The 19,375-nt window shown below is 29.9% G+C and carries 18 protein-coding genes and 1 tRNA gene; 5 read left to right on the top strand and 14 right to left on the bottom strand.

Translation table 11 applies throughout. The annotated features are described in order from the left end of the window. Positions 1-368 precede the first annotated feature (368 nt). Positions 369-1,286 (bottom strand): glutaminase A, encoded by a 918-nt coding sequence (gene glsA / locus C1715_RS08565; protein WP_102400090.1) that lies wholly within the window; start codon positions 1,284-1,286, stop codon positions 369-371. A gap of 418 nt (positions 1,287-1,704) precedes the next feature. On the opposite strand from glsA, the gene C1715_RS08560 reads away from it, so the two are divergent. Further along, complete coding sequence (locus C1715_RS08560) at positions 1,705-3,198, top strand: ISLre2 family transposase (RefSeq protein WP_242971931.1); 1,494 nt, start codon at positions 1,705-1,707, stop codon at positions 3,196-3,198. 230 nt (positions 3,199-3,428) lie between these two features. Continuing rightward, positions 3,429-3,515, top strand: a tRNA-Leu gene (locus tag C1715_RS08555). Positions 3,516-3,657: 142 nt separating this feature from the next. Here the strand turns inward: C1715_RS08555 and C1715_RS08550 are convergent. Next, entirely contained in the window at positions 3,658-3,999 is a 342-nt protein-coding gene (locus tag C1715_RS08550) for a hypothetical protein (protein ID WP_242971930.1), read from the bottom strand. After that, positions 3,996-4,490 carry a hypothetical protein gene (locus C1715_RS08545; protein WP_242971929.1) on the bottom strand — a complete coding sequence of 165 codons (495 nt, stop codon included), beginning with the start codon at positions 4,488-4,490 and terminating at the stop codon, positions 3,996-3,998. The genes C1715_RS08550 and C1715_RS08545 overlap by 4 nt, the downstream gene beginning before the upstream one ends. A gap of 207 nt (positions 4,491-4,697) precedes the next feature. Here C1715_RS08545 and C1715_RS08540 point away from each other — a divergent pair, with 207 nt between their 5' ends. After that, positions 4,698-4,997, top strand: a complete 300-nt coding sequence (locus C1715_RS08540) for a helix-turn-helix domain-containing protein (protein WP_102400089.1) — start codon at positions 4,698-4,700, stop codon at positions 4,995-4,997. Between the two features lie 45 nt (positions 4,998-5,042). Beyond that, positions 5,043-5,417, top strand: coding sequence for a hypothetical protein (locus C1715_RS08535; RefSeq protein ID WP_102400088.1), 375 nt, complete (start codon positions 5,043-5,045; stop codon positions 5,415-5,417). Positions 5,418-5,657: 240 nt separating this feature from the next. On the opposite strand, the gene hypE is transcribed toward C1715_RS08535, so the two are convergent. The 10 genes from hypE to C1715_RS08480 all read right to left on the bottom strand — a co-directional run bounded on the left by hypE (position 5,658) and on the right by C1715_RS08480 (position 16,159). Next, on the bottom strand, positions 5,658-6,653 hold the full coding sequence (gene hypE, locus C1715_RS08525; RefSeq protein WP_102400087.1) for a hydrogenase expression/formation protein HypE: 996 nt from the start codon (positions 6,651-6,653) through the stop codon (positions 5,658-5,660). A 228-nt stretch (positions 6,654-6,881) separates the two neighbouring features. Beyond that, complete coding sequence (gene hypD, locus C1715_RS08520; RefSeq protein ID WP_102400086.1) at positions 6,882-8,048, bottom strand: hydrogenase formation protein HypD; 1,167 nt, start codon at positions 8,046-8,048, stop codon at positions 6,882-6,884. A gap of 1 nt (position 8,049) precedes the next feature. After that, positions 8,050-8,274 (bottom strand): HypC/HybG/HupF family hydrogenase formation chaperone, encoded by a 225-nt coding sequence (locus tag C1715_RS08515; RefSeq protein WP_102400085.1) that lies wholly within the window; start codon positions 8,272-8,274, stop codon positions 8,050-8,052. Between the two features lie 125 nt (positions 8,275-8,399). Beyond that, a complete protein-coding gene (hypF, locus tag C1715_RS08510) occupies positions 8,400-10,817 on the bottom strand; it encodes a carbamoyltransferase HypF (protein WP_242971928.1) in 2,418 nt (805 codons plus the stop codon). 87 nt (positions 10,818-10,904) lie between these two features. Continuing rightward, complete coding sequence (locus tag C1715_RS08505) at positions 10,905-11,159, bottom strand: hypothetical protein (RefSeq protein WP_102400084.1); 255 nt, start codon at positions 11,157-11,159, stop codon at positions 10,905-10,907. Between the two features lie 118 nt (positions 11,160-11,277). Beyond that, positions 11,278-11,724 carry a hydrogenase maturation protease gene (locus C1715_RS08500; RefSeq protein WP_102400083.1) on the bottom strand — a complete coding sequence of 149 codons (447 nt, stop codon included), beginning with the start codon at positions 11,722-11,724 and terminating at the stop codon, positions 11,278-11,280. A 162-nt stretch (positions 11,725-11,886) separates the two neighbouring features. After that, on the bottom strand, positions 11,887-13,293 hold the full coding sequence (locus C1715_RS08495) for a nickel-dependent hydrogenase large subunit (RefSeq protein WP_102400082.1): 1,407 nt from the start codon (positions 13,291-13,293) through the stop codon (positions 11,887-11,889). A gap of 81 nt (positions 13,294-13,374) precedes the next feature. Further along, on the bottom strand, positions 13,375-14,259 hold the full coding sequence (locus C1715_RS08490; protein WP_102400081.1) for a hydrogenase small subunit: 885 nt from the start codon (positions 14,257-14,259) through the stop codon (positions 13,375-13,377). Between the two features lie 352 nt (positions 14,260-14,611). Further along, positions 14,612-15,058: a cytochrome b5 domain-containing protein gene (locus C1715_RS08485; RefSeq protein ID WP_102400080.1), complete on the bottom strand. Its 447-nt coding sequence runs from the start codon at positions 15,056-15,058 to the stop codon at positions 14,612-14,614. 216 nt (positions 15,059-15,274) lie between these two features. After that, on the bottom strand, positions 15,275-16,159 hold the full coding sequence (locus tag C1715_RS08480) for an AraC family transcriptional regulator (protein WP_102400079.1): 885 nt from the start codon (positions 16,157-16,159) through the stop codon (positions 15,275-15,277). Positions 16,160-16,914: 755 nt separating this feature from the next. Here C1715_RS08480 and asd point away from each other — a divergent pair. Further along, positions 16,915-17,994 carry an aspartate-semialdehyde dehydrogenase gene (gene asd, locus C1715_RS08475; protein WP_102400078.1) on the top strand — a complete coding sequence of 360 codons (1,080 nt, stop codon included), beginning with the start codon at positions 16,915-16,917 and terminating at the stop codon, positions 17,992-17,994. Positions 17,995-18,065: 71 nt separating this feature from the next. On the opposite strand, the gene C1715_RS08470 is transcribed toward asd, so the two are convergent. Continuing rightward, on the bottom strand, positions 18,066-18,815 hold the full coding sequence (locus C1715_RS08470) for a polysaccharide deacetylase family protein (protein ID WP_102400077.1): 750 nt from the start codon (positions 18,813-18,815) through the stop codon (positions 18,066-18,068). Positions 18,816-19,375: the final 560 nt, after the last annotated feature.

Raw genomic sequence — 19,375 nt, 5'->3', positions numbered from 1 at the left:
ATATCACAAAAACTGTTTATCTCTTAACTTGCTAATTTTAAGACAATACCTATATATTAATATTCTACACTTATATGTAAAAAGATTCACTTTGTAATATATTATTCATAAAAATTTATTATTTATAAAAAAATTTGCCTTCAAATCCATAAAAAAATTGTCAATTGAAACTTTCTACAACTTTATTATTTCTTTAAAGGCAAATTCCTATATAATTTCTAAATATAAATTTATATACTACATATATTATGGGGAATTTCTTGCATGGCATTATAGTAAACATGACGTTCTTAATGACATAGATATTTTTATTATAATTATAGCTAAATCTTCTAGCACTTACTTATACTAAAGCAACAACTTATTGGTTAAAATATACTTAAATCCAATTGTTTAGATAATTCTTCCATAACTTTTATTCCAGCTAAACTATTTCCTTTTTCATCTAGTGCAGGCCCTAAAACTGCTATACCCATTCTCCTTGGTACACAAGCTAATATTCCACCGCCTACACCACTTTTAGCTGGCACACCTATTTGCACAGCAAATTTTCCTGAAGCATCATACATTCCACAGGTAACCATTATAGTTTTTACTATTCTAGCTACATCCCTTGGCACAACCCTCTCGCCACTCCAAGGCATTACACCATCATTAGCCAGCATTGCTCCTATTCTAGCTAAATCTCTACAGGTTACTTCTATAGAGCACTGCCTAAAGTAAACATTTAATATTTCTTCTACATTTCCCTCTAGTATACCAGTGCCCTTCATAAAGTATGCTAGAGCTCTATTTCTATTTCCAGTTTCTTTTTCAGATTTGTAAACGCTGTCATTCACGCCTATATTAGGATTATTACTTATTTTTCTAGTAAACTTAAGTATTCTTTCAAAAGTTTCCTCTGAATCCTTTCCTGCTATCATAGACACTGTGGCAATGGCACCAGCATTTATCATAGGATTTATCGGCTTATGCGCATCTTTTATTTCTAAATTTACTATAGAGTTAAAAGATGTATCCGTTGGTTCCATACCAACTTTGGAAAATACATAATCCTTTCCATTGTCCAATATAGATAGCATCAATGTTATTATTTTAGATATACTTTGAATTGTAAACTTAACCTCTCCATGACCTGCACAGTATTCCTCTCCCCCCAATGTGGATATACAAAGCCCCAACAAATTTGGATCAACTTTGGAAAGTTCAGGTATATAAGATGCTACATTTCCTTCTTTAGTCCATTTCCTATTGTTTTCAATTATAGAATTTAGTAATCTATTCATTTTGATTCCCCCTAAAAGTATTCCTTTTGCGTATTTCCATATATATTATATATCCTTTTTGAGAATGTTGAAAGTAAATTATCGTGACTAGAATATATTTGATTTAATTAATTCAGGTAACTACTTATAAAAAATGCACGTAAACCTAAAAGAAAGAACTGTTTTATTAAAGAATTTACATAAAATATATTGTTTTGCAAATTTAAACCTATCACAATATATTATAGTATTTATTCTTAGTTTAGCAGCCTATTACGTAAAACTAATAAACAAATTAAGATTTTCATAACTTAGAGTATAATTTTAGTAGGCGAAGGTAGTAGTAATTACTGTTTAAAAAAAATAAAGGAGATACAAAAAGTATCTCCCATGTACATAATATATCCATTATAATGTAAGTTGAAGAGACTATACAGAAATGGGTGATATTATGTACATTATAAGTTTAAATGATAAAGCAATAACTTTCAATGATTTAGAGAAAAAAATATATAAATATGCATGTGAGGAAGCATGTAGATTCATGAAAAAGGTGCTAACGCACCTAGACCGAAGGTTGTTGGATGAAAGAGATACTAAGGTTTATAGAAATAAAGGTTTTAAACATACCTGCTTAAAAACTATCATGGGAAATATAGAGTTTGATAGACGTATATATGAGTATGAAACTGATGATGGTAAAATAGCTTATAAATTTTTATTAGATGAATATTTGCAAATGGATACAATAGGACATATTTCAACTACATTAGTAGAAAAGATGGTAGATAATGTGACTAATGTTTCTTATAGGAACACTGCAAAAAATATTAAAGAGCTAACTAACCAAGAAATCAGCCATACGGCAGTATGGAATGTAGTACAAAAACTAGGTTCTAAAATAGAGGAAAAAGAGGAAAGAAAAATATTATTAAACAAAATAGGAAAGTTAAATGGTAAGAAAGAAGTTGAAGTTTTGTTTCAAGAAATGGATGGAATCTGGTTGAGCATCCAAGGAAAAGACAGACCTAAAGGAAAAAAGTCTAAAAAGAAAGAACTGAAGCTTGGAGTAAGCTATGAAGGCTGGAAGAAGAGAAATGGTAGTAAAGATGCTTATGTAGTTGAAAATAAAATAGCTTGGGCTAGTTTTGATAGTAGTAAAAAATTTAAAGAGCTTAGTGATGCTAGTATTGCTGAAATTTATAATATAGATGAAATAGATACAAGAATTTTAAATGGAGATGGAGCATCATGGATAAAACAAAGTTTAGGAGAAGAAGGTGTGTATTTTCAACTAGATCCATTTCATAGAAGTCAGGCTATAATAAGAGCCATACAAGATAAAAAAGAAGCTCATAAATTAATAAAAATGTTAAATGAAGGAAAAGCAGAAGAAAGCTTTGAGTATATAACAAATCTAATGATTAAGTATAGTGACGATGAAAATAAATTTAAGAAATTAGAAAAGCTATACATGTATTTTTTTGATAACAAGATAGGATTAAAGCCATATAAGCTAAGGAAAGAAATTAAAATGCCGAAGGCGCCGGAAGGATTAGAATACAGAAATTTAGGCACAATGGAGCATAATATCTGTGATGTATTAGCTCAAAGAATGAAAGGAAGAAAAATGAGTTGGTCAATTAGAGGTGCTAATAATTTAGCTAAAATACTAGCTGAAAAGGCAAGTAAAAGAATATACAATGTAGTAAATGAAATGTGTTCTAGTGTTATTTCAGATGATGAGCTAGAAAAAATAACAGAAATGATTACATTAACAGCAGCTGATGTAAATAAGAAAGTTGGCAAAGGCAAAGTATACCCAATACACCAAGGGAAGATGCCATTTACAGGCTGCGCCAATACAAATGGTCGCAAGGCAATAAGAGCCTTAGTTGAAAATAAAGGGTTTAATGACTTAGGATTTATTTAATAAAAGTATAAAATTATGTAGGTGAAGTGCGCCCTTTCGGGCTGGGGCGTAGCCCCTTATATAGGCTAGAAATATTAAATTTAAAAAAGTGTAAAAGTAAATTCAAAAACTATATTATAATGGATAAAATTTTAGAAAATAAAATTGCCCACTAGAACTTGACACAAACTTTTCATAAAAATTACTTGCATATAAATGAAATCTATGGTATTATAAATTTCGTGAGATATGCCGGTGTGATGGAATTGGCAGACGTAGTGGACTCAAAATCCACCGGTGGCAACACCGTGCCGGTTCGAATCCGGCCACCGGCACCACCTATTTTACGAAGCTCAAAAAACTTTGGAGAATTAATCCAAAGTCTTTTTTATTTGCAAAAAGTCAGTAAAATGTCAGTAGAATAAATAATCCTTATCAATGCTTATTAATACTTATAATAAAATAGGACCCATTAAGGTCCTATTTTATTGGTGGTGGCAACTTACTTATAAAAGCAGAATACCCCTTCTCATATTTAATATAATTAAGACTGTGAAATCTCTTTAAATTCATAAGATACTCTAGTGTAAATCCAAAACCATTTAATTCTTCCTTTAATTCAGTATAATTAACCTTATCTGAACCTGATATTATTATATATGATGTGTTGACCGTTCTTAACTTCTCCCTAATCTTTAACTGGTTAATGTACATGGTAGATATAACAAACTTTCCTCCAAATTTAGCATACTGATCCAGTTTAATTCCCACAAACTCCTGGGCAGAACTTAACTGATTCAATTCATCAGTAATTATACTCACTGTGTCCTATCATATCTATTAGGTATACGAGAAGCTCTAATTTGAAGTGCTAGCCATATCTTAGTTAGCCAGTAAGTAGTTATAATATCTCTTTCCTCTGGAGTTCCAAATTTATTTTCAGGCATTTTTATAAAGATAGCTTTACCTTTTTGTATTTCTTCGGCTAAATTAATATTGCCCTTAGTATCTTTTTTAACCATAAGCTCCAGCACTGTGTTTTTCTTTAGTTTATTTACTCTATTTAATATTCCTTGGACAAAGCTTAATTTAGTACCAATCACCTTTGAGGGCTTATCTTTAGTAGCCTTACTCCACTCATCTAATTCCTCTAATGCTGATATATATTCTTCTGTACACTCTGTTTGCCCTAATGGAACTCTATCAATATATTCTTTTCTCAATTTATAGTCCTGTAGTACCTGAAAAACATCTTTTATAGGACCAATATTAATAAACACCACTATAGCTGCTGCATCCAAATATCTTTCCATTCTAGCTTTTAATTCACTTATACCTACTAGCTTTGTGCCTTGCTGCAGCTCCTTTGGTATCTCAGTTTCTAATACTCTGTCTTTTTAATATTTTAAAATCTAGTCAATAAACTTTTCTATAAAATACTTGTTATTTCTTAGAATTTGAATTATTATTAATTATATAAAGTGTTGTATATATATAACATTTAGAAAGAAGCTTTCACTATGGATATTGGTACTAAAATCAAGACTTTAAGAGAAAACTCTTGTATTTCTTTACGAAAACTAGCTGAGCTTTCAAATATTGCTCCTTCTCACTTAAGCTATATTGAAAGTAATAAAACAAATTCAACAATTGAAAAACTTGCTTCTATATGCAAAGCATTAAATATATCCTTAGTACAGTTTTTATCTGATACTGAGTCTGAACCTATAGCACTAACTCAAGAACTTAAAGCTCTTTTAGAAAGTGCTAAAGATTTAAGAACAACTAGAATTACTTTCCAAGTTCATAAAATCCATTAAGTAGTATATAATAGTACTATAATTAATTTTCAAGGAGCTGATACTATGGAAAACAAAATCTATGATTTACTTGAAAAAATGTATGCAAACTTTGATCAGCGTTTCACAAATTTAGAAAAAACTAATTCTGAAATAAAATCTCAAATAAATAAAAATTCTTTAATGCTTGAAAAAATTCAAACTGATATTAAAACTCTTGCTGAAGTTCAATCCTCTTTCTCAGATCAACTTGATAGAGCTAAAGATAAAGATGGTAAATCTCTAGGTGAAAGATTAGATGTTATTGAACTTGCTATCACCAATACTTCTAAATCTGTAAATGATGTTGTAGATGCTATTGATGTTATTAAAGACACTACTGGCTCTCATGAAATGGATATTAAAATTCTTAAGAAAATTAGGAATAACCATTCTTTTTAGACACTTAAATAGGTGTCTTTTTTATTTAGTACAAGCTATTTCATAAAGTTCCGGTATTTTATTCATGACCTTCTCAATGTAGTCAACTTTACTCTTTAGCTTTGGTTTGTGGCTTTTATTATACTTCCTATAAAAAATCCACCGGTGGCAACACCGTGCCGGTTCGAATCCGGCCACCGGCATCACCTATTTTACGAAGCTCAAAAGACTTTGGAGAATTAATCCAAAGTCTTTTTTTATTTAACATATTCTAGGCAATATCTGACCATCTAGTTCCCCTAATATTCTCTGACCACCAAAATAGTTTTCAATAAATACAAAAGAATTCTCCTCTGTAAATTCACCTATAATACTACATTGATAGTTACACTCCTCTGTTAAATCCTCTAACAAATCCAAAGAAGCTTCTTCATCTACAACAATTATCATCCTTCCTTCGCAGGCCAAATAAAGAGGATTTATTCCCAGCATACTATTTATAGCTTCTACTTCTTTTCGTATAGGAATATCTTTTTCAAAAAGGTGTATACCTAAACCAGATTTTTTAGATATTTCATTTAATACCTCTCCTACTCCACCTCTAGTAGGATCTCTCATGAATTTTATGTGGGGATAGTAATTTTTTAAATATTTTAAAATATGGTTAAGAGGCTGACAATCACTTTTTATGTCTCCTGTAACCTTTAAATTATATCTGTCTACAGCAATGGCAGTACCATGCTCTCCAACAGTTCCAGTTATTATAACTTTATCCCCAGGTACTATATCTTTAGGTATATACTCATCTACCACTCCAATTCCTGTAGTATTTATAAATATTTTATCCCCCTTTCCTTTAGGCACTACCTTGGTGTCTCCAGTGACTATAGATACTTTCGCAATAGCACAAGTGTTCTTCATAGAATCTACAATTTTAATTAAATCATTTTTGCTAAATCCTTCTTCTATAATAAAAGCTGAACTTAAATATAAAGGCTCTGCTCCACAAGCTACTAAGTCATTTACGGTGCCAGCAACAGCTAATTTTCCTATATCCCCACCCCTAAAAAATATAGGATTCACCACAAAAGAGTCCGTTGTAAATGCAATTTTTTTGGAAGGGATATTTATAAGTGCAGAATCATCATTTTTTAATAAAATATTATTGTTAAAATTTTTATAAAAAACATCTTGTATTAACTTTTGTGTATGCCTTCCTCCTTCTCCTTGAATAAGCTGTATACAATCTTCAGCCATTTTTTATCCTCCCCCAATTCTTAACATATATATTACTTACTCAACTTTCGCACATAAAGTTCAAACTCTACATTAGATTAATAAGGGTTTTTAATTTAAAATTTAGAATGTACAATAGTCAAAACACAATTTTTTATAACATTCTATAGACTGTTAAACGCGTACTTTCCAGTTGCTTACGCTGAAGTAGGGCTTCTTAGTTAAAAATTCATTAGTAAATAAAATTTATTAAACTTCTATATGATATTTATAATAAATAGCACAAGCTCCCTCCTCTGATACCATGCACGGACCCAAAGGCTTTTCAGGGTTACATACCTTTCTAAAAAGGCCGCATTGAAATGGATATATATTACCAAGCAACACATCTTTACATTTGCATGCTTTATAATCATTAGTACAAGCCTTATGCTCATTACTAAATGAATCCTTCACCAAATATCTATCCCTATAAGACTTCTCATTAAAATACTCTTGTAACCCAAACCTTTTTGCTGCATCTATAGTTGAATATTTATCCTTTATGGTTAGGGCTGAATTTCTAACATTACCAATACCTCTCCAAACCACATCCTCTATGTTAAACACATCTCTTATTAAATTTTGAGCAAGCTTATTTCCCTGGGGGCTTGCCCATTTTCTATATAAATTTTCAAATCCAATTTGGCTTTTATTTTCATCTTTTTTATAAATATCTCTAATCAAAAAATATATTGAAGCTAATATTTCCTCTCCTTCAAAACCACATATCACTGCAGGTATTTTGTACTTTTGGTAAATAAATTTAAATCTATCCACGCCTCCTATTACTGCCACATTTCCTGGACAAATTATGCCGTGAATTTTTTTATGTTTGCTACTGAGAATTTTATGCAGTATTGGCGGCATTATCTTTATTGAGGTTAGTAAAGACAAATTATTGATTTTTTCCTCATAGACTTTCTTTATAATAGTTGCAATAGCCGGAGCAGTAGTTTCAAAACCAACTGCTAAAAACACAACTTCTTTAGGATACATGTCTTTAGCTATGGAAACCACTTGACTTATGGAGTAAACTATCCTTATGTCTCTTCCCCTAGATTTTGCCATAGATAAACTACAATTATTTCCTGACACCTTAACTAAATCTCCAAAAGTTACTATAGTTACATCCTTTGAAGAAAGATATACTGCTTCATCTATATATTCTTCATTAGTAACGCATACAGGACATCCAGGTCCTGATAATAAATTTATTTTATTAGAAATAACACTGTTTATTCCATACTTAGCTATTGAATTAGTGTGGGTACCACACACTTCCATAATATTTATATTTTCTTCATCTATAAGACCTGCATATTTGTTTATATTATTTATGACCCTTTGCAAATTATCTACTTTTTTAATACCCATTCTATTCCCCATCTTCTTCTAACATTTCTTCTAAAGCACAATCTAAATAATCAAAATATTCTTCCTCTATCTTTTCAATGGCAAAACCAGCATGAACCAACACACATTCTCCACATTGAAGATTCTCTAAAAGTTCCACATTAACACAAGTTTCTATTCCTTTAACATCCACTAAAGCAAAGGGCAAATCTAAAGTTTTTATTTTCCCACATACTGCAAGACACATAATATCCACCTTCTAACAAATATTATAATTTTAAATTAAAAACTGTATTTCCAATTCCTTTATTCATCTAATGTAGATATTGAAATTTATGTGACAAAGTTAAATTATACATTATTTATATTTTGCTATTTATTTTTATTTGATACTTGATGTTTTACTATTTCATCCGCTATGGCAACTTGTCCTAATGAAATTCCACTATCATTAGTAGGTATTTTTTCATTAAAGAACACTTGAAAACCTTGCTCTTTTAAACCTCCATACGTATTGTTTAAAATATATCTATTTTCAAAAACTCCTCCACTTAAAACAACAATATTTATTTTAAACTGTTCTCTTAGTCTCTTAGCCATTTCTACTGTAATATTAATTATTGTATTATGAAATTTTGCACTTATTTCTTTGGTTGCTACATTTCTTTGAATATCTTTTAACAACTCTATAAGCATGGGTAAATAATCTACTACATACATACTATCATCATCTTTTTTATCTATTACACAATTTATTACATATGGATAGCTCTCCTTAACTGTTTCATCTAAGATATTTTCTAGTTCTATAGCCCCTTGCGCATCATAGCTTATTTTTTCCCTCAATCCTAAAATAGAACTAACCGCATCAAATAATCTTCCCATACTAGAAGTTTTATAGCAATTCAAATCCTTATCTAATGCTGACCATAAATTTTCTATAGTTTTTTCCCACAATTGTTCTGAAAAATTGTAATCGGTATTTTCCACTTGGAATTTTGTTTTTTTCAATGCAGATTTTATTTTATTCAATCCCAAATTCATCATTTCTCTATCTTTAATATTTTTTAAATAACTTAATCCTATTTTCCATATATTTTTTTGAGCGGAATCTCCTCCTTGAATTTTTGTGTACTTAAAATGTCCTATTCTTTTAAACTTTCTTCTATTACCAATGAAAAACTCTCCACCCCAAATATTTCTGTCCATCCCATAGCCTGTGCCGTCATATATTATGCCTATAACCTTTTCCCATATATTGTGCTCTAACATACAGCTTACCATGTGAGCATGGTGGTGCTGAACGGGCACTTTAATAGCATTTAAACTCTTTCCGTAAATAGCAGACATATAATTAGGATGCATATCAAAAGTTACAATTTCCTCTTGAAATTCAAATATATTTTTTATATTTTTTATGCATTTTAAGTATTCTTTATAAGCCCTTAGCTCCTTTAAATCTCCAAGGTATTGACTTATATATGCCATACCATCTAAGGAAAAAGAAAAAGTGCTTTTTTCTTCTCCACCAAGTGCTAATATTTTGTTATTTATATTTCCATATAAATAATAAGGAGAAAATCCCCTTCCAGGTCTACTCATTATAATTTTATCTTCTACTACCTTTACTACAGAATCATCCACAGGAGTATTTATTTTCCTATTATTAAATAAAAAAAATTCCACTATAGTAGACAGATTTTTTAGTGCTCCCTCATTAGTATATTCTATAGGACTACCACTTAAATTTCCGCTAGTCATTACAAGTGGTGGTAAATCTTCTGCAAATAATAAATGATGTATTGGAGTGTATGGAAGCATTACTCCATAGCTTTTCATATTTGGTGCTACATATGAACATATATTATTATTATGTTTTTTTGTTAAAAGAACTATGGGCCTCTTATTACTAATAAGAATTTCTTCTTCTCTTTTGTTAACTTCACAGTATTTTTTAACTATCTCAATATCTTTCATCATCACAGCCAAAGGTTTATGGATTCTTTCCTTTCTCTTTCTAATTTTCAAAATCGCTTCTTCATTAAAAGCACTACATACTATATGGAACCCACCTATACCTTTAATGCCTAAAATTTTTCCCTGCTTTAAAAGCAGTGCGCATTCCTTTATGTCATCTTCACACTGTATTCTTTTTGCCCTATTATCTGTTAAAAAAAGTTCTGGTCCACAATCTATACAGCAAGTAGGTTGTGCATGAAATCTTCGTGTTTCAGGATTTTGATATTCACTCTCACATACAGGACACATCTTAAAATCTCTCATGGTGGTATTGCATCTATCATAAGGAAGAGATTTTATTATAGAATATCTTGGGCCGCACAAAGTACAATTAGTAAAAGCATATCTATATCTCTTAGATTTTTCATCAAATATATCTTCAATACATCTATCACAAGTTGCAATATCTGGGAGGATAAATTTTAATTTTGTATCAGAAACAATACTTTTTTTTATAGTAAAATTTTTGTATCCCTCTAAATTCTTTTCAGTTACCTCTACCTTTTGAATTTCAGAAAGATTAGGAGGCTTTTCCACTACCTCCTTTATAAATCTCTGAACTTTTTTTCTTTCTCCTTCCGCATTAATAATTACTGATGCATCACAATTATTAACCCATCCTCTTATTTCAAATTCCTTTGCCTTTTTATAAACATAAGGTCTAAAACCCACCCCTTGAACAATTCCATATATTTTTACCATACACCCTACGTGATTTTCCAAACTATTTTTCAACTTATTTTCTTTATTATTTCCCACATTGTTTTTCAATTTGTTCTATCCCTTACTTTCACTTTTATTCATTGCCTAGTGGCAATTATCAATTTATATGCTATGATTAAACCATAGATAAGTTCTCTATATTTTGTCTCCTTCCACCTTTCTAATAATAGCCATAAGTTCCTCCATATCTTCATAAATTACCTTTATCTTAGTATTTTTATCTACTACCTGACTATTTAAATCTATAAGGTGTTCCAAAAGATTTTCCTCTGTTATATGACTATTATGATCTACCGAGATTTCTATATTACTTACTTTTTTTAAATCATTTCTACTGCAAATTTCTTTAACTGCACTAGAAATGTTTTGCATTAAAAATGAATCATGCATTTATTTTCCCCCCATCCCTTATTTCTAATTTTTCTTTGCATATTTAAAATATTTTTAATTTCAAATCTAGAATTTTGATTTTAAAATGTGAAATAAAGCGTAAAATTTATAATTTAACTTAACCCATGGTAACTATTTTAGTGTACACTTCCTTTTTTATATGATGAAATTTCTCCAAAAGTTCTCTGCTTAATTCTGTTCCATAATTCACATCCACGCCTTCTATTCCTACAATGTATCCCTTTACATTTTTCATGCTATAACTATTCAAAAGTTTTATTAAGCTTAGTTGATGCTGCGAGTAGCCCTTTTCAAAAAAATTATTACTCCCCTTAATATCTAAAACAGTAATTTTACCTGGCTGTATTCCATAAAGAGTGCAATCCAAAATAAATATAAAATCCTCTTTATCTATAAAGCTTAAACAATAGTCAACATCTGTTTCCCCTAATATCACTTCAAAGCCTAGTTTGTCTAAATCCTCCTTTAACTCTTCTCCAATTAATATTCCAATAGCATCATCTTTCATTATTCTATTTCCTATGGCTATAACCTTTTTTCCCATAACTACCTCAACTTTTCCATAGTCATAACTTTATTTAAAATTACTTTTATAGTTTTCTCTGAATGTACTTTTATACTCTACTATTGCATAATATTTTCTATGACTATGAATTTATTTACAATTATAATACTCAAAATTCATATCTATTTATTTTCCTTTTAGTCACACCACTCTTATATCCATGGTAGAAAAATCCTTACTCAAAACATGAGTTGCACAAGAAACACAAGGATCAAAAGACCTGACTATTCTCCCTATCTCTGTAGGATTTTTAGGATTATCCACCTGTGTGCCAATCAATGATTGCTCTAGTGCACCTGATATCCCATTAGAATCCTTAGGAGATAAGTTCCAAGTACTTGGTGTTATTATTGTATAATTTTTTATTTCACCTTGTTGAATATTCACATAGTGAGCCAGCGACCCTCTGGTAGTGTCTATAAATCCATATCCTACAGCATTTTTAGGTAAAGAAAAGGCTTTATTAGTACTATCTTTAGGAACTATTCTCTCTAAAAGCTGCATCATAATATTTGCTATTTTTTTAGCTTCTAATGCTCTAGCTACAATTCTATCCATGGTTGAAATACCTCTTCTATACTCTCCACTTATATACATTCTAGCAAGAGGCCCCACTTGTACTGCATGCCCTTTATATCTTGGAGCTTTTATAAAACTATATCCTTGCTGCTTAAAAGGATCTACCTCCCAATTATTATCTGATATATCCAATGTATCACCTTTTGCCTTATACCATGATCTATATACATTTTCATTTATATTTTCTATATTTAGTTTTTCCTCCACTCCATCTATAATAATTCCTGGAGTCACATAATAGACATCTTTTCCATAGCTATCAAATACCCCATAAGTCATTAGATTTTTACATCCCGTACCTATATTAAAATAATCTTTATAGTATTTTGCTATTATGCCTAAATCCTCTAACATATTATTTTCAATAAAATTTTTAATTTCTGTAACCAATGCTTTTATCTGAACAATCTTTTGAGCTGTTATGTTAACTGTAACTCCTCCAGCGAAAACTCCATGATTATGAGGAGCTTTTCCTCCTAAAACAGCTAATATTTCGTGGGCTTTTCTACTATAAATTAGTGACTGAAAATAATCTTTTACAATTTTTTCACTTTCTCTTTTAGGTATTCTAAAATCCTCATGTGTCACTGAATATATTGGGTTTATATCAAAACCTTTAACATAATCCGGAATAACATATTGATAAAAATGTCTTAAATGATTCTGCAAAAATTCACTGCCATGAAGTACGTCCCTAATCATTTCTTCATTTTTATCAGGCTGTATTTTAAAAGCATTTTCTAAAGCTCTTGAAGAAGCCATAGAATGTGCTGTAGAACATATGCCACAAATTCTTTCAGTAAAATAAATAGCATCAAGAGGAGGTCTTCCTTTTAGCATTTTTTCAAAACCTCTAAAGAGCATACCCTGACTTTTTGCATCTATAATCTTATTTTTTTCTATATAAGCGGTTATTTGTAGATATCCGCTTATTCTAGTTACAGGATTAATAACTACTTTATCCGTCATATAATCTCTCCTATTTCTTTATACTTTTTAAGATAAAATAATTTTTCATTAATATAATTTATCTCTTGTATATTATCTAAATTAAAAATTTATAAATGGTTCCATAGCATCTGGAAAACCCTTTTGAGCACAACCTATACATGGAGTGTTATCTCCTACAGGCCAATTTACATAATCATTCCATTTTCTAGTAGGACAATCTGTTCTAGTAACGGGCCCTCTACAACCTAATTTAAACATACAACCTTTTCCTCCCACAGACTTTGCAAATATTCTTTTTTCAAAATATGACCTTCTAGGACACATATCATGTATAGTAACTCCGTAAAAAATCATAGGCCTTCTATCTTCATCAAGTTCCATATCTCCAAACAATATTAAATGAGCTAAAGTTCCCATAATCCAATCAGGATGTGCTGGACAACCGGGCACTCTTATAGCTTCCCGATGAATTTCCTCTTTTAAATAATCAAAAACACTTATACATCCAGTAGGATTTGGTTTTGCTGCTGAAATTCCACCATAAGATGCACACGTACCTACGGCTAGTATATATTTTGCTTTAATTGCCGTTCTCTTTACCTCTTCCATTCCCGTTATAACTTTTCCCCTATAGTTTGCTACTATGTTGTAAACTCCATTATCTTTAGTAGATATAGCTCCATCAACTATAAGAATAAATTCTGTATTAAGAGTATCTAATAATTGTTCCTGCGCCTGTTCACCTTGAGCTTTCATAATACTGTTGTTATATTTAAAATTCACTAGGTCTGTTAAAAAATAGCCTACATTTGGAGCACATCCATCCAGCAAAGAAATTATATTTCCAGAACAACCTGCAGCCTCAATCCATACTAAGTTCATCTTTTTTTTATTCCCAATTTTTATTTGAGAAACTGCTGATTCTACCAAGGCTCTAGCAGTAGCATTTTTAGATTTAGCTACCGGGCACATATCATACGTCATTTACAATTCCTCCTATTAATTGATAAATATATTAAGGAAAATTTATTTTATGATTAACCCACAAAAGTATTACATTACTTGAATTATGAAATTTCTCTGTAATGAATTGCATAAGAAGCAAAGAAACTATTTAAATTTAATTTTAGAAATTCTTCTTTTAGACAGATAAAATTATCGTAAGCCTGTCAAGGACGCCAAGCTAGCGAACCTGAAGCAGGACGCTGAATGTGAGCGTTAGATAATTTTATATGGCTAAAAGATTAGAATTTCTTAAATTAAATTTATTGTTCCGAACTCTTATGCAAGTCATGGAGGAGAAATTTCATAATTCCACTGCATTATTTTATGTGAATTAAGTACCAGTAATTATACCTACTTGTTCTAAACCTTTTAAAATCTGCTCTTTATTATGGCAATTACTAATTTCTTTGGTTAAATCCCTTCCAGCTTTAAGTCCAAAATGTGTACCAGCAGCCCAAGCTGCATTATAAGTTACATCATAAACTACACCATCTACAGCCACATAGGCCTTATTGCCATTTTTTCCGTCATATTTTAAAAGCTCTTCCAATGTAAAACTTTGTTGTCTCACATTTTTGCAGTTCCTCATTACATTTTCCATACTCCTCATGTTGTATATAAAATTTTTTAACACATTTACTTTATACATCTCTTGGTGAATTAGGCTATTATAAAACATCTTTTCACAAATATTAATACTCATATGTCTTAGTTTCTGAAGATGATACATATTGCATTCCATCTTGTTTATTAAATCTTCATAACATCTTAAATCCATGCAGCTATTCCCCTAAAAAATATTTCCTTTAATAATATGCTAAAACCAACTTTTAAATGCATACTTTTACTTTCATATCCTAATCCTTTATCCTAAGCTCTTTATGCCAACTATATTTCTCTTCTCCTTCACTTTATTGTCAAATTACTCCCTATTCATTGCCTTATGTTTTTACTTCTTACTTTCTTTCTATCTTTTGTTTTTTCTCTTTTATTTCTACCCTTCTATTTTTATAGTATTATAAGAGTCCTTTCGCCTTTTATAATATTCTCTTGGAGAATATCCAAAATTCTTTTTAAATGCTCTAACGAAATTAGAATAATCCCCAAAACCACATTCTAAATACACCTGTGTCACAGGTTTTCCAATTTTTATAAACTCACTAGCTTTAATTAGCCTTTTTTTCTGTATATAATTGTGTATGGTATAACCAGTTTGCTCTTTAAATTTGTGCATCAAGTAGTACTTGCTAACATAAAAAAGAGAAGAAAGTTTATCTATGCTTAAATCCTTATTTAAATTTTCATTTATATATTCTAAAAGAGAATTTACTGTTTTATCATATTGAATATCCTTTGTTTGCTGATTTTCACCTATATATGTATTAATAAAAAGCCTATTTAAATAAACCATAAGTTCCAAAAAAAGTGCATTTTTAAGTATTTCATTACCAAATCCCTGTGAAGCGAAAGTGCCATCCAATTTATCCAAAGTATGTTTTATATTCTCTAAGCCATTACTATCTAATCTTAAAATATTTATTTTTCGCTTTTTGGTTAAGCTAAAACAATTAAGAAGGTTACATCCATTTTTATTGTGACTTTCAATAAATTCATGGTTTATCCATATAACCATTCGGTCATATAGCCTATGTGCATCAATAAGTGGTTTGTGTATTTCCCCACTACTTACAAAAAGTATGTCCCAAGGTTTTAATTTGTAAGCTTTTCCTTCTATTAAATAAGTCACATTTCCCGAAAGAAAAATTATTATTTTATTAAAACCGTGATAATGAAATTCTAAGTCTAAATTTTTCTTATCTTTCAAGTGAAAAAACTTAAAATCCTCTTTTAAATATCCTCTTTTATTATTTTCACTCATATATTATCTCTAGCAGAGAATCTTTTTCTCAGCTAAAGTTCACTCCCTTCTATTAAATTAAGGTACATGAAAATAAATAACAAGTCAAAGATGCTGGTATATTTTGTGTCAGACAAGGAAGGAGGTTTCGCCGCTAGTAGAACTATCGGTGGGTTCTGCTGACGCAGTATGACGTAAAATAGACTAGCATACTGACTTGTTATTTATTTGAATGTGCCTAATATGTATTTTGCATATTTTCATGCTATAGCACTTTTTGCAATATTTCAAGCACTATTAACAATAAATATAGCAAAAAATATTTATATAATAATATTATAAGTTACTACTAATTCCTAATATCCAGTTTTTAAAAAACATTTTACTTATAGTACTTTAATAAAGTCTAAGTACTAAATGATATATTTATAAAATCATGATATAAATTTTCTTATTTATATCTAACTCAACTTTCGCAGTTATAAAATAAAAATTGAAAATTTGCTCAATATGCAAATTGCAATTATTTAAGTAAAAAATACTATTGAATTACAATAGTATTGATGTAATAATAAGAATAATATATTTTAGTAATTAGAATTCAATATAATAGAAATTGTAGAAATTAAATATTCAACTGGACTTTTGCTAATAATTTTTCTTCTCTATATCATATAAATAGGGATAATATAAATTTTAAATTGAAATTTATAATTACAAAAGTCGAATAGGTAATTACGAAAATTTAGACTATATAAAATTATGGAGGTATTAAAATGAATAAAAAATTAAGAGTGGGCATACTTGGTGCCACAGGATTTGTAGGTCAAAGACTTGTAACACTTTTACATGATCATCCTTTTTTTGAAATATCCATTTTAGCTGCAAGCAAAAATTCAAAAGGAAAAAGTTATTACGATGCTATAAAAAATAGATGGAAGTTAGAAGATGAAATCCCCCAAAAGGTTAAAGACATAACAGTAAGAGATTTACATGATATTGATAAAATTAAAGACCAGGTGGATTTGGTATTCTGTGCTGTAAATATGTCAAAGGATGAAATTAGAGAATTAGAAGAGGCTTATGCAAAAGCAGAAATACCTGTAATTTCAAACAATTCTGCTCATAGAGGAACCTCTGATGTGCCTGTTATAATTCCAGAAATAAATCCAGAGCATCTAGAAATAATATACGATCAAAAGAAACGTCTAGGCACTAAGAAAGGCTTTATAGTGGCTAAACCAAATTGTTCTATACAAAGCTATGTACCTGCTATAAATGCCCTTATGAAATTTAATCCAACTAAAATATTAGTTTCTACTTATCAAGCTATATCAGGCAGTGGAAAAATATTTTCAGATTGGCCAGAGATAATGGACAATGTTATTCCTTTTATAGGCGGTGAGGAAGAAAAAAGTGAATTGGAACCATTAAAATTATGGGGACATATTGAAGGTAATAAGATAATTAATTCCACTGCACCTATAATTTCTGCTCAATGCATAAGAGTTCCAGTTTCTGATGGTCATTTAGCTACTGTCTCTGTATCTTTTGAGCATAAACCTTCAAAGGAAGAAATTATAAAACTCTGGAAAGAATATAAGGGTGAGCCTCAACTTCTAGATTTGCCAAATGCCCCAAAACAATTTCTAACTTATTTTGAGGAAGATAATAGACCTCAAACTAAGTTAGATAGAAATTTAGAAAAAGGCATGGGCATAAGTATTGGAAGATTAAGAGAAGATAACTTATTCCAATATAAATTTGTTTGTCTTTCTCACAACACCCTAAGAGGCGCTGCTGGAGGTTCTGTGCTTACTGCTGAACTTCTTAAATCAAAAGGATTTTTAGACTAACTATTGATTTTGAACCATAACATAAAACCCTAATCCTCAAATTTTCTTATAAGGGTTAGGGTTTTATTTTCTTATTTATTGATACTGCGTGTTCTAAAATGATTTTCCGGAGTATCTTCTGTTATAACTTGAAATTCATATCCTTTATTTTTATAATATTTTATTATGTCAGGTAATGCTTCATAGGTATTTTTATTAACAGCATCGCAATGCATTAATAAAAATATATTTGTAAACTTATCACTATTTTTAGTCCCCTGCTCATAAAGCTTATGAGCAGGAATTCTATAATCTATACCATCCCTTAACTGCATATTCCAATCATATATCTTAAATCCATATCCATGGAGCTGTGCTAAAAACTCCTCATCTAAGTGCTTATTACTTCCTCCAGGGAATCTAATTACATTGCTTTTAACTCCTGTAACTTCATACACTTCATCACTACATTGAAGCATCTCTTGAATAAAACCTTCTCTACTTTTATATATTTTTTTATAATTGTGAGTATAAGTATGTAACCCTATACCATGCCCTTCTTTATATATACGTTTAACTACATCTGTATTTTCTTCTACTTTATTGCCTATTAAAAAGAATGTACCCTTTACATTATTTTCTTTTAAAATGTCTAATATTTTATCGGTTACTATAGGACTAGGTCCATCATCAAAAGTTAAGTATATATTCTTACTTTCTGTACTTTTTACATCATTTTCATTAACTTTTGTATATGCGGTTTTATTAATATTTAAATAATTGTTTAATATAAATAAGAATAAAAATAAATACATTGCAAAAAATAAGGCTTTTTTCTTCATAACTTCATCTACTTTCTAGCATATTCACTATTTTTGAATGCATAATATGATTAACCCACAAAAGGTACAATGCAGTAGAATTATGAAATTTCTCCTCCATGACTTGCATAAGAGCTCAAAACAATAAATTTAATTTAAGAAATTCTAATCTTTTAGCCATATAAAATTATCTAACGCTCACATTCAGCGTCCTGCCTCAGGTTCGCTAGCCTGGCGTCCTTGCCAGGCTAGCGATAATTTTATCTGTCTAAAAGAAGAATTTCTAAAATTAAATTTAAATAGTTCCTTTGCTTCTTATGCAAGTCATTACAGAGAAATTTCATAATTCAAGTAATGTAATACTTTGGGTAGAATAATTCATAATATTAATTTAAAACATAAATATTATTATTAAATATACTCTTCCACAAAAGCCTTACTTTTATACCCGTATATATTGATAACTAATGTACTTATTTTACTTAATTTGGAATTACTTTGACTTTAGGTACATGAAAATAAATAACAAGTCAAAGATGCTGGTATATTTTGTGTCATACTGCGTCAGCAGGTTCCGCCTC

It is taken from the genome of Haloimpatiens massiliensis (assembly GCF_900184255.1).
GTDB lineage: Bacteria > Bacillota > Clostridia > Clostridiales > Clostridiaceae > Haloimpatiens > Haloimpatiens massiliensis.
Note: the sequence above shows the minus strand (reverse complement) of the source record. Positions and strands in the feature narration are given on the sequence as shown.

Excerpts from the sequence above, each read along its gene's own strand:
- C1715_RS08500 (WP_102400083.1), bottom strand. The coding sequence starts at position 11,724 with ATGGGAAAAAAGGTTATAGCCATAGGAAATAGAATAATGAAAGATGAT.
- hypE (WP_102400087.1), bottom strand. The coding sequence starts at position 6,653 with ATGGCTGAAGATTGTATACAGCTTATTCAAGGAGAAGGAGGAAGGCAT.
- C1715_RS08535 (WP_102400088.1), top strand. The coding sequence starts at position 5,043 with ATGGAAAACAAAATCTATGATTTACTTGAAAAAATGTATGCAAACTTT.
- C1715_RS08560 (WP_242971931.1), top strand. The coding sequence starts at position 1,705 with ATGGGTGATATTATGTACATTATAAGTTTAAATGATAAAGCAATAACT.
- C1715_RS08515 (WP_102400085.1), bottom strand. The coding sequence starts at position 8,274 with ATGTGTCTTGCAGTATGTGGGAAAATAAAAACTTTAGATTTGCCCTTT.
- asd (WP_102400078.1), top strand. The coding sequence starts at position 16,915 with ATGAATAAAAAATTAAGAGTGGGCATACTTGGTGCCACAGGATTTGTA.
- C1715_RS08485 (WP_102400080.1), bottom strand. The coding sequence starts at position 15,058 with ATGGATTTAAGATGTTATGAAGATTTAATAAACAAGATGGAATGCAAT.
- C1715_RS08545 (WP_242971929.1), bottom strand. The coding sequence starts at position 4,490 with ATGGAAAGATATTTGGATGCAGCAGCTATAGTGGTGTTTATTAATATT.
- C1715_RS08470 (WP_102400077.1), bottom strand. The coding sequence starts at position 18,815 with ATGAAGAAAAAAGCCTTATTTTTTGCAATGTATTTATTTTTATTCTTA.
- C1715_RS08495 (WP_102400082.1), bottom strand. The coding sequence starts at position 13,293 with ATGACGGATAAAGTAGTTATTAATCCTGTAACTAGAATAAGCGGATAT.
- glsA (WP_102400090.1), bottom strand. The coding sequence starts at position 1,286 with ATGAATAGATTACTAAATTCTATAATTGAAAACAATAGGAAATGGACT.
- C1715_RS08490 (WP_102400081.1), bottom strand. The coding sequence starts at position 14,259 with ATGACGTATGATATGTGCCCGGTAGCTAAATCTAAAAATGCTACTGCT.
- C1715_RS08505 (WP_102400084.1), bottom strand. The coding sequence starts at position 11,159 with ATGCATGATTCATTTTTAATGCAAAACATTTCTAGTGCAGTTAAAGAA.
- C1715_RS08480 (WP_102400079.1), bottom strand. The coding sequence starts at position 16,159 with ATGAGTGAAAATAATAAAAGAGGATATTTAAAAGAGGATTTTAAGTTT.
- C1715_RS08540 (WP_102400089.1), top strand. The coding sequence starts at position 4,698 with ATGGATATTGGTACTAAAATCAAGACTTTAAGAGAAAACTCTTGTATT.
- hypD (WP_102400086.1), bottom strand. The coding sequence starts at position 8,048 with ATGGGTATTAAAAAAGTAGATAATTTGCAAAGGGTCATAAATAATATA.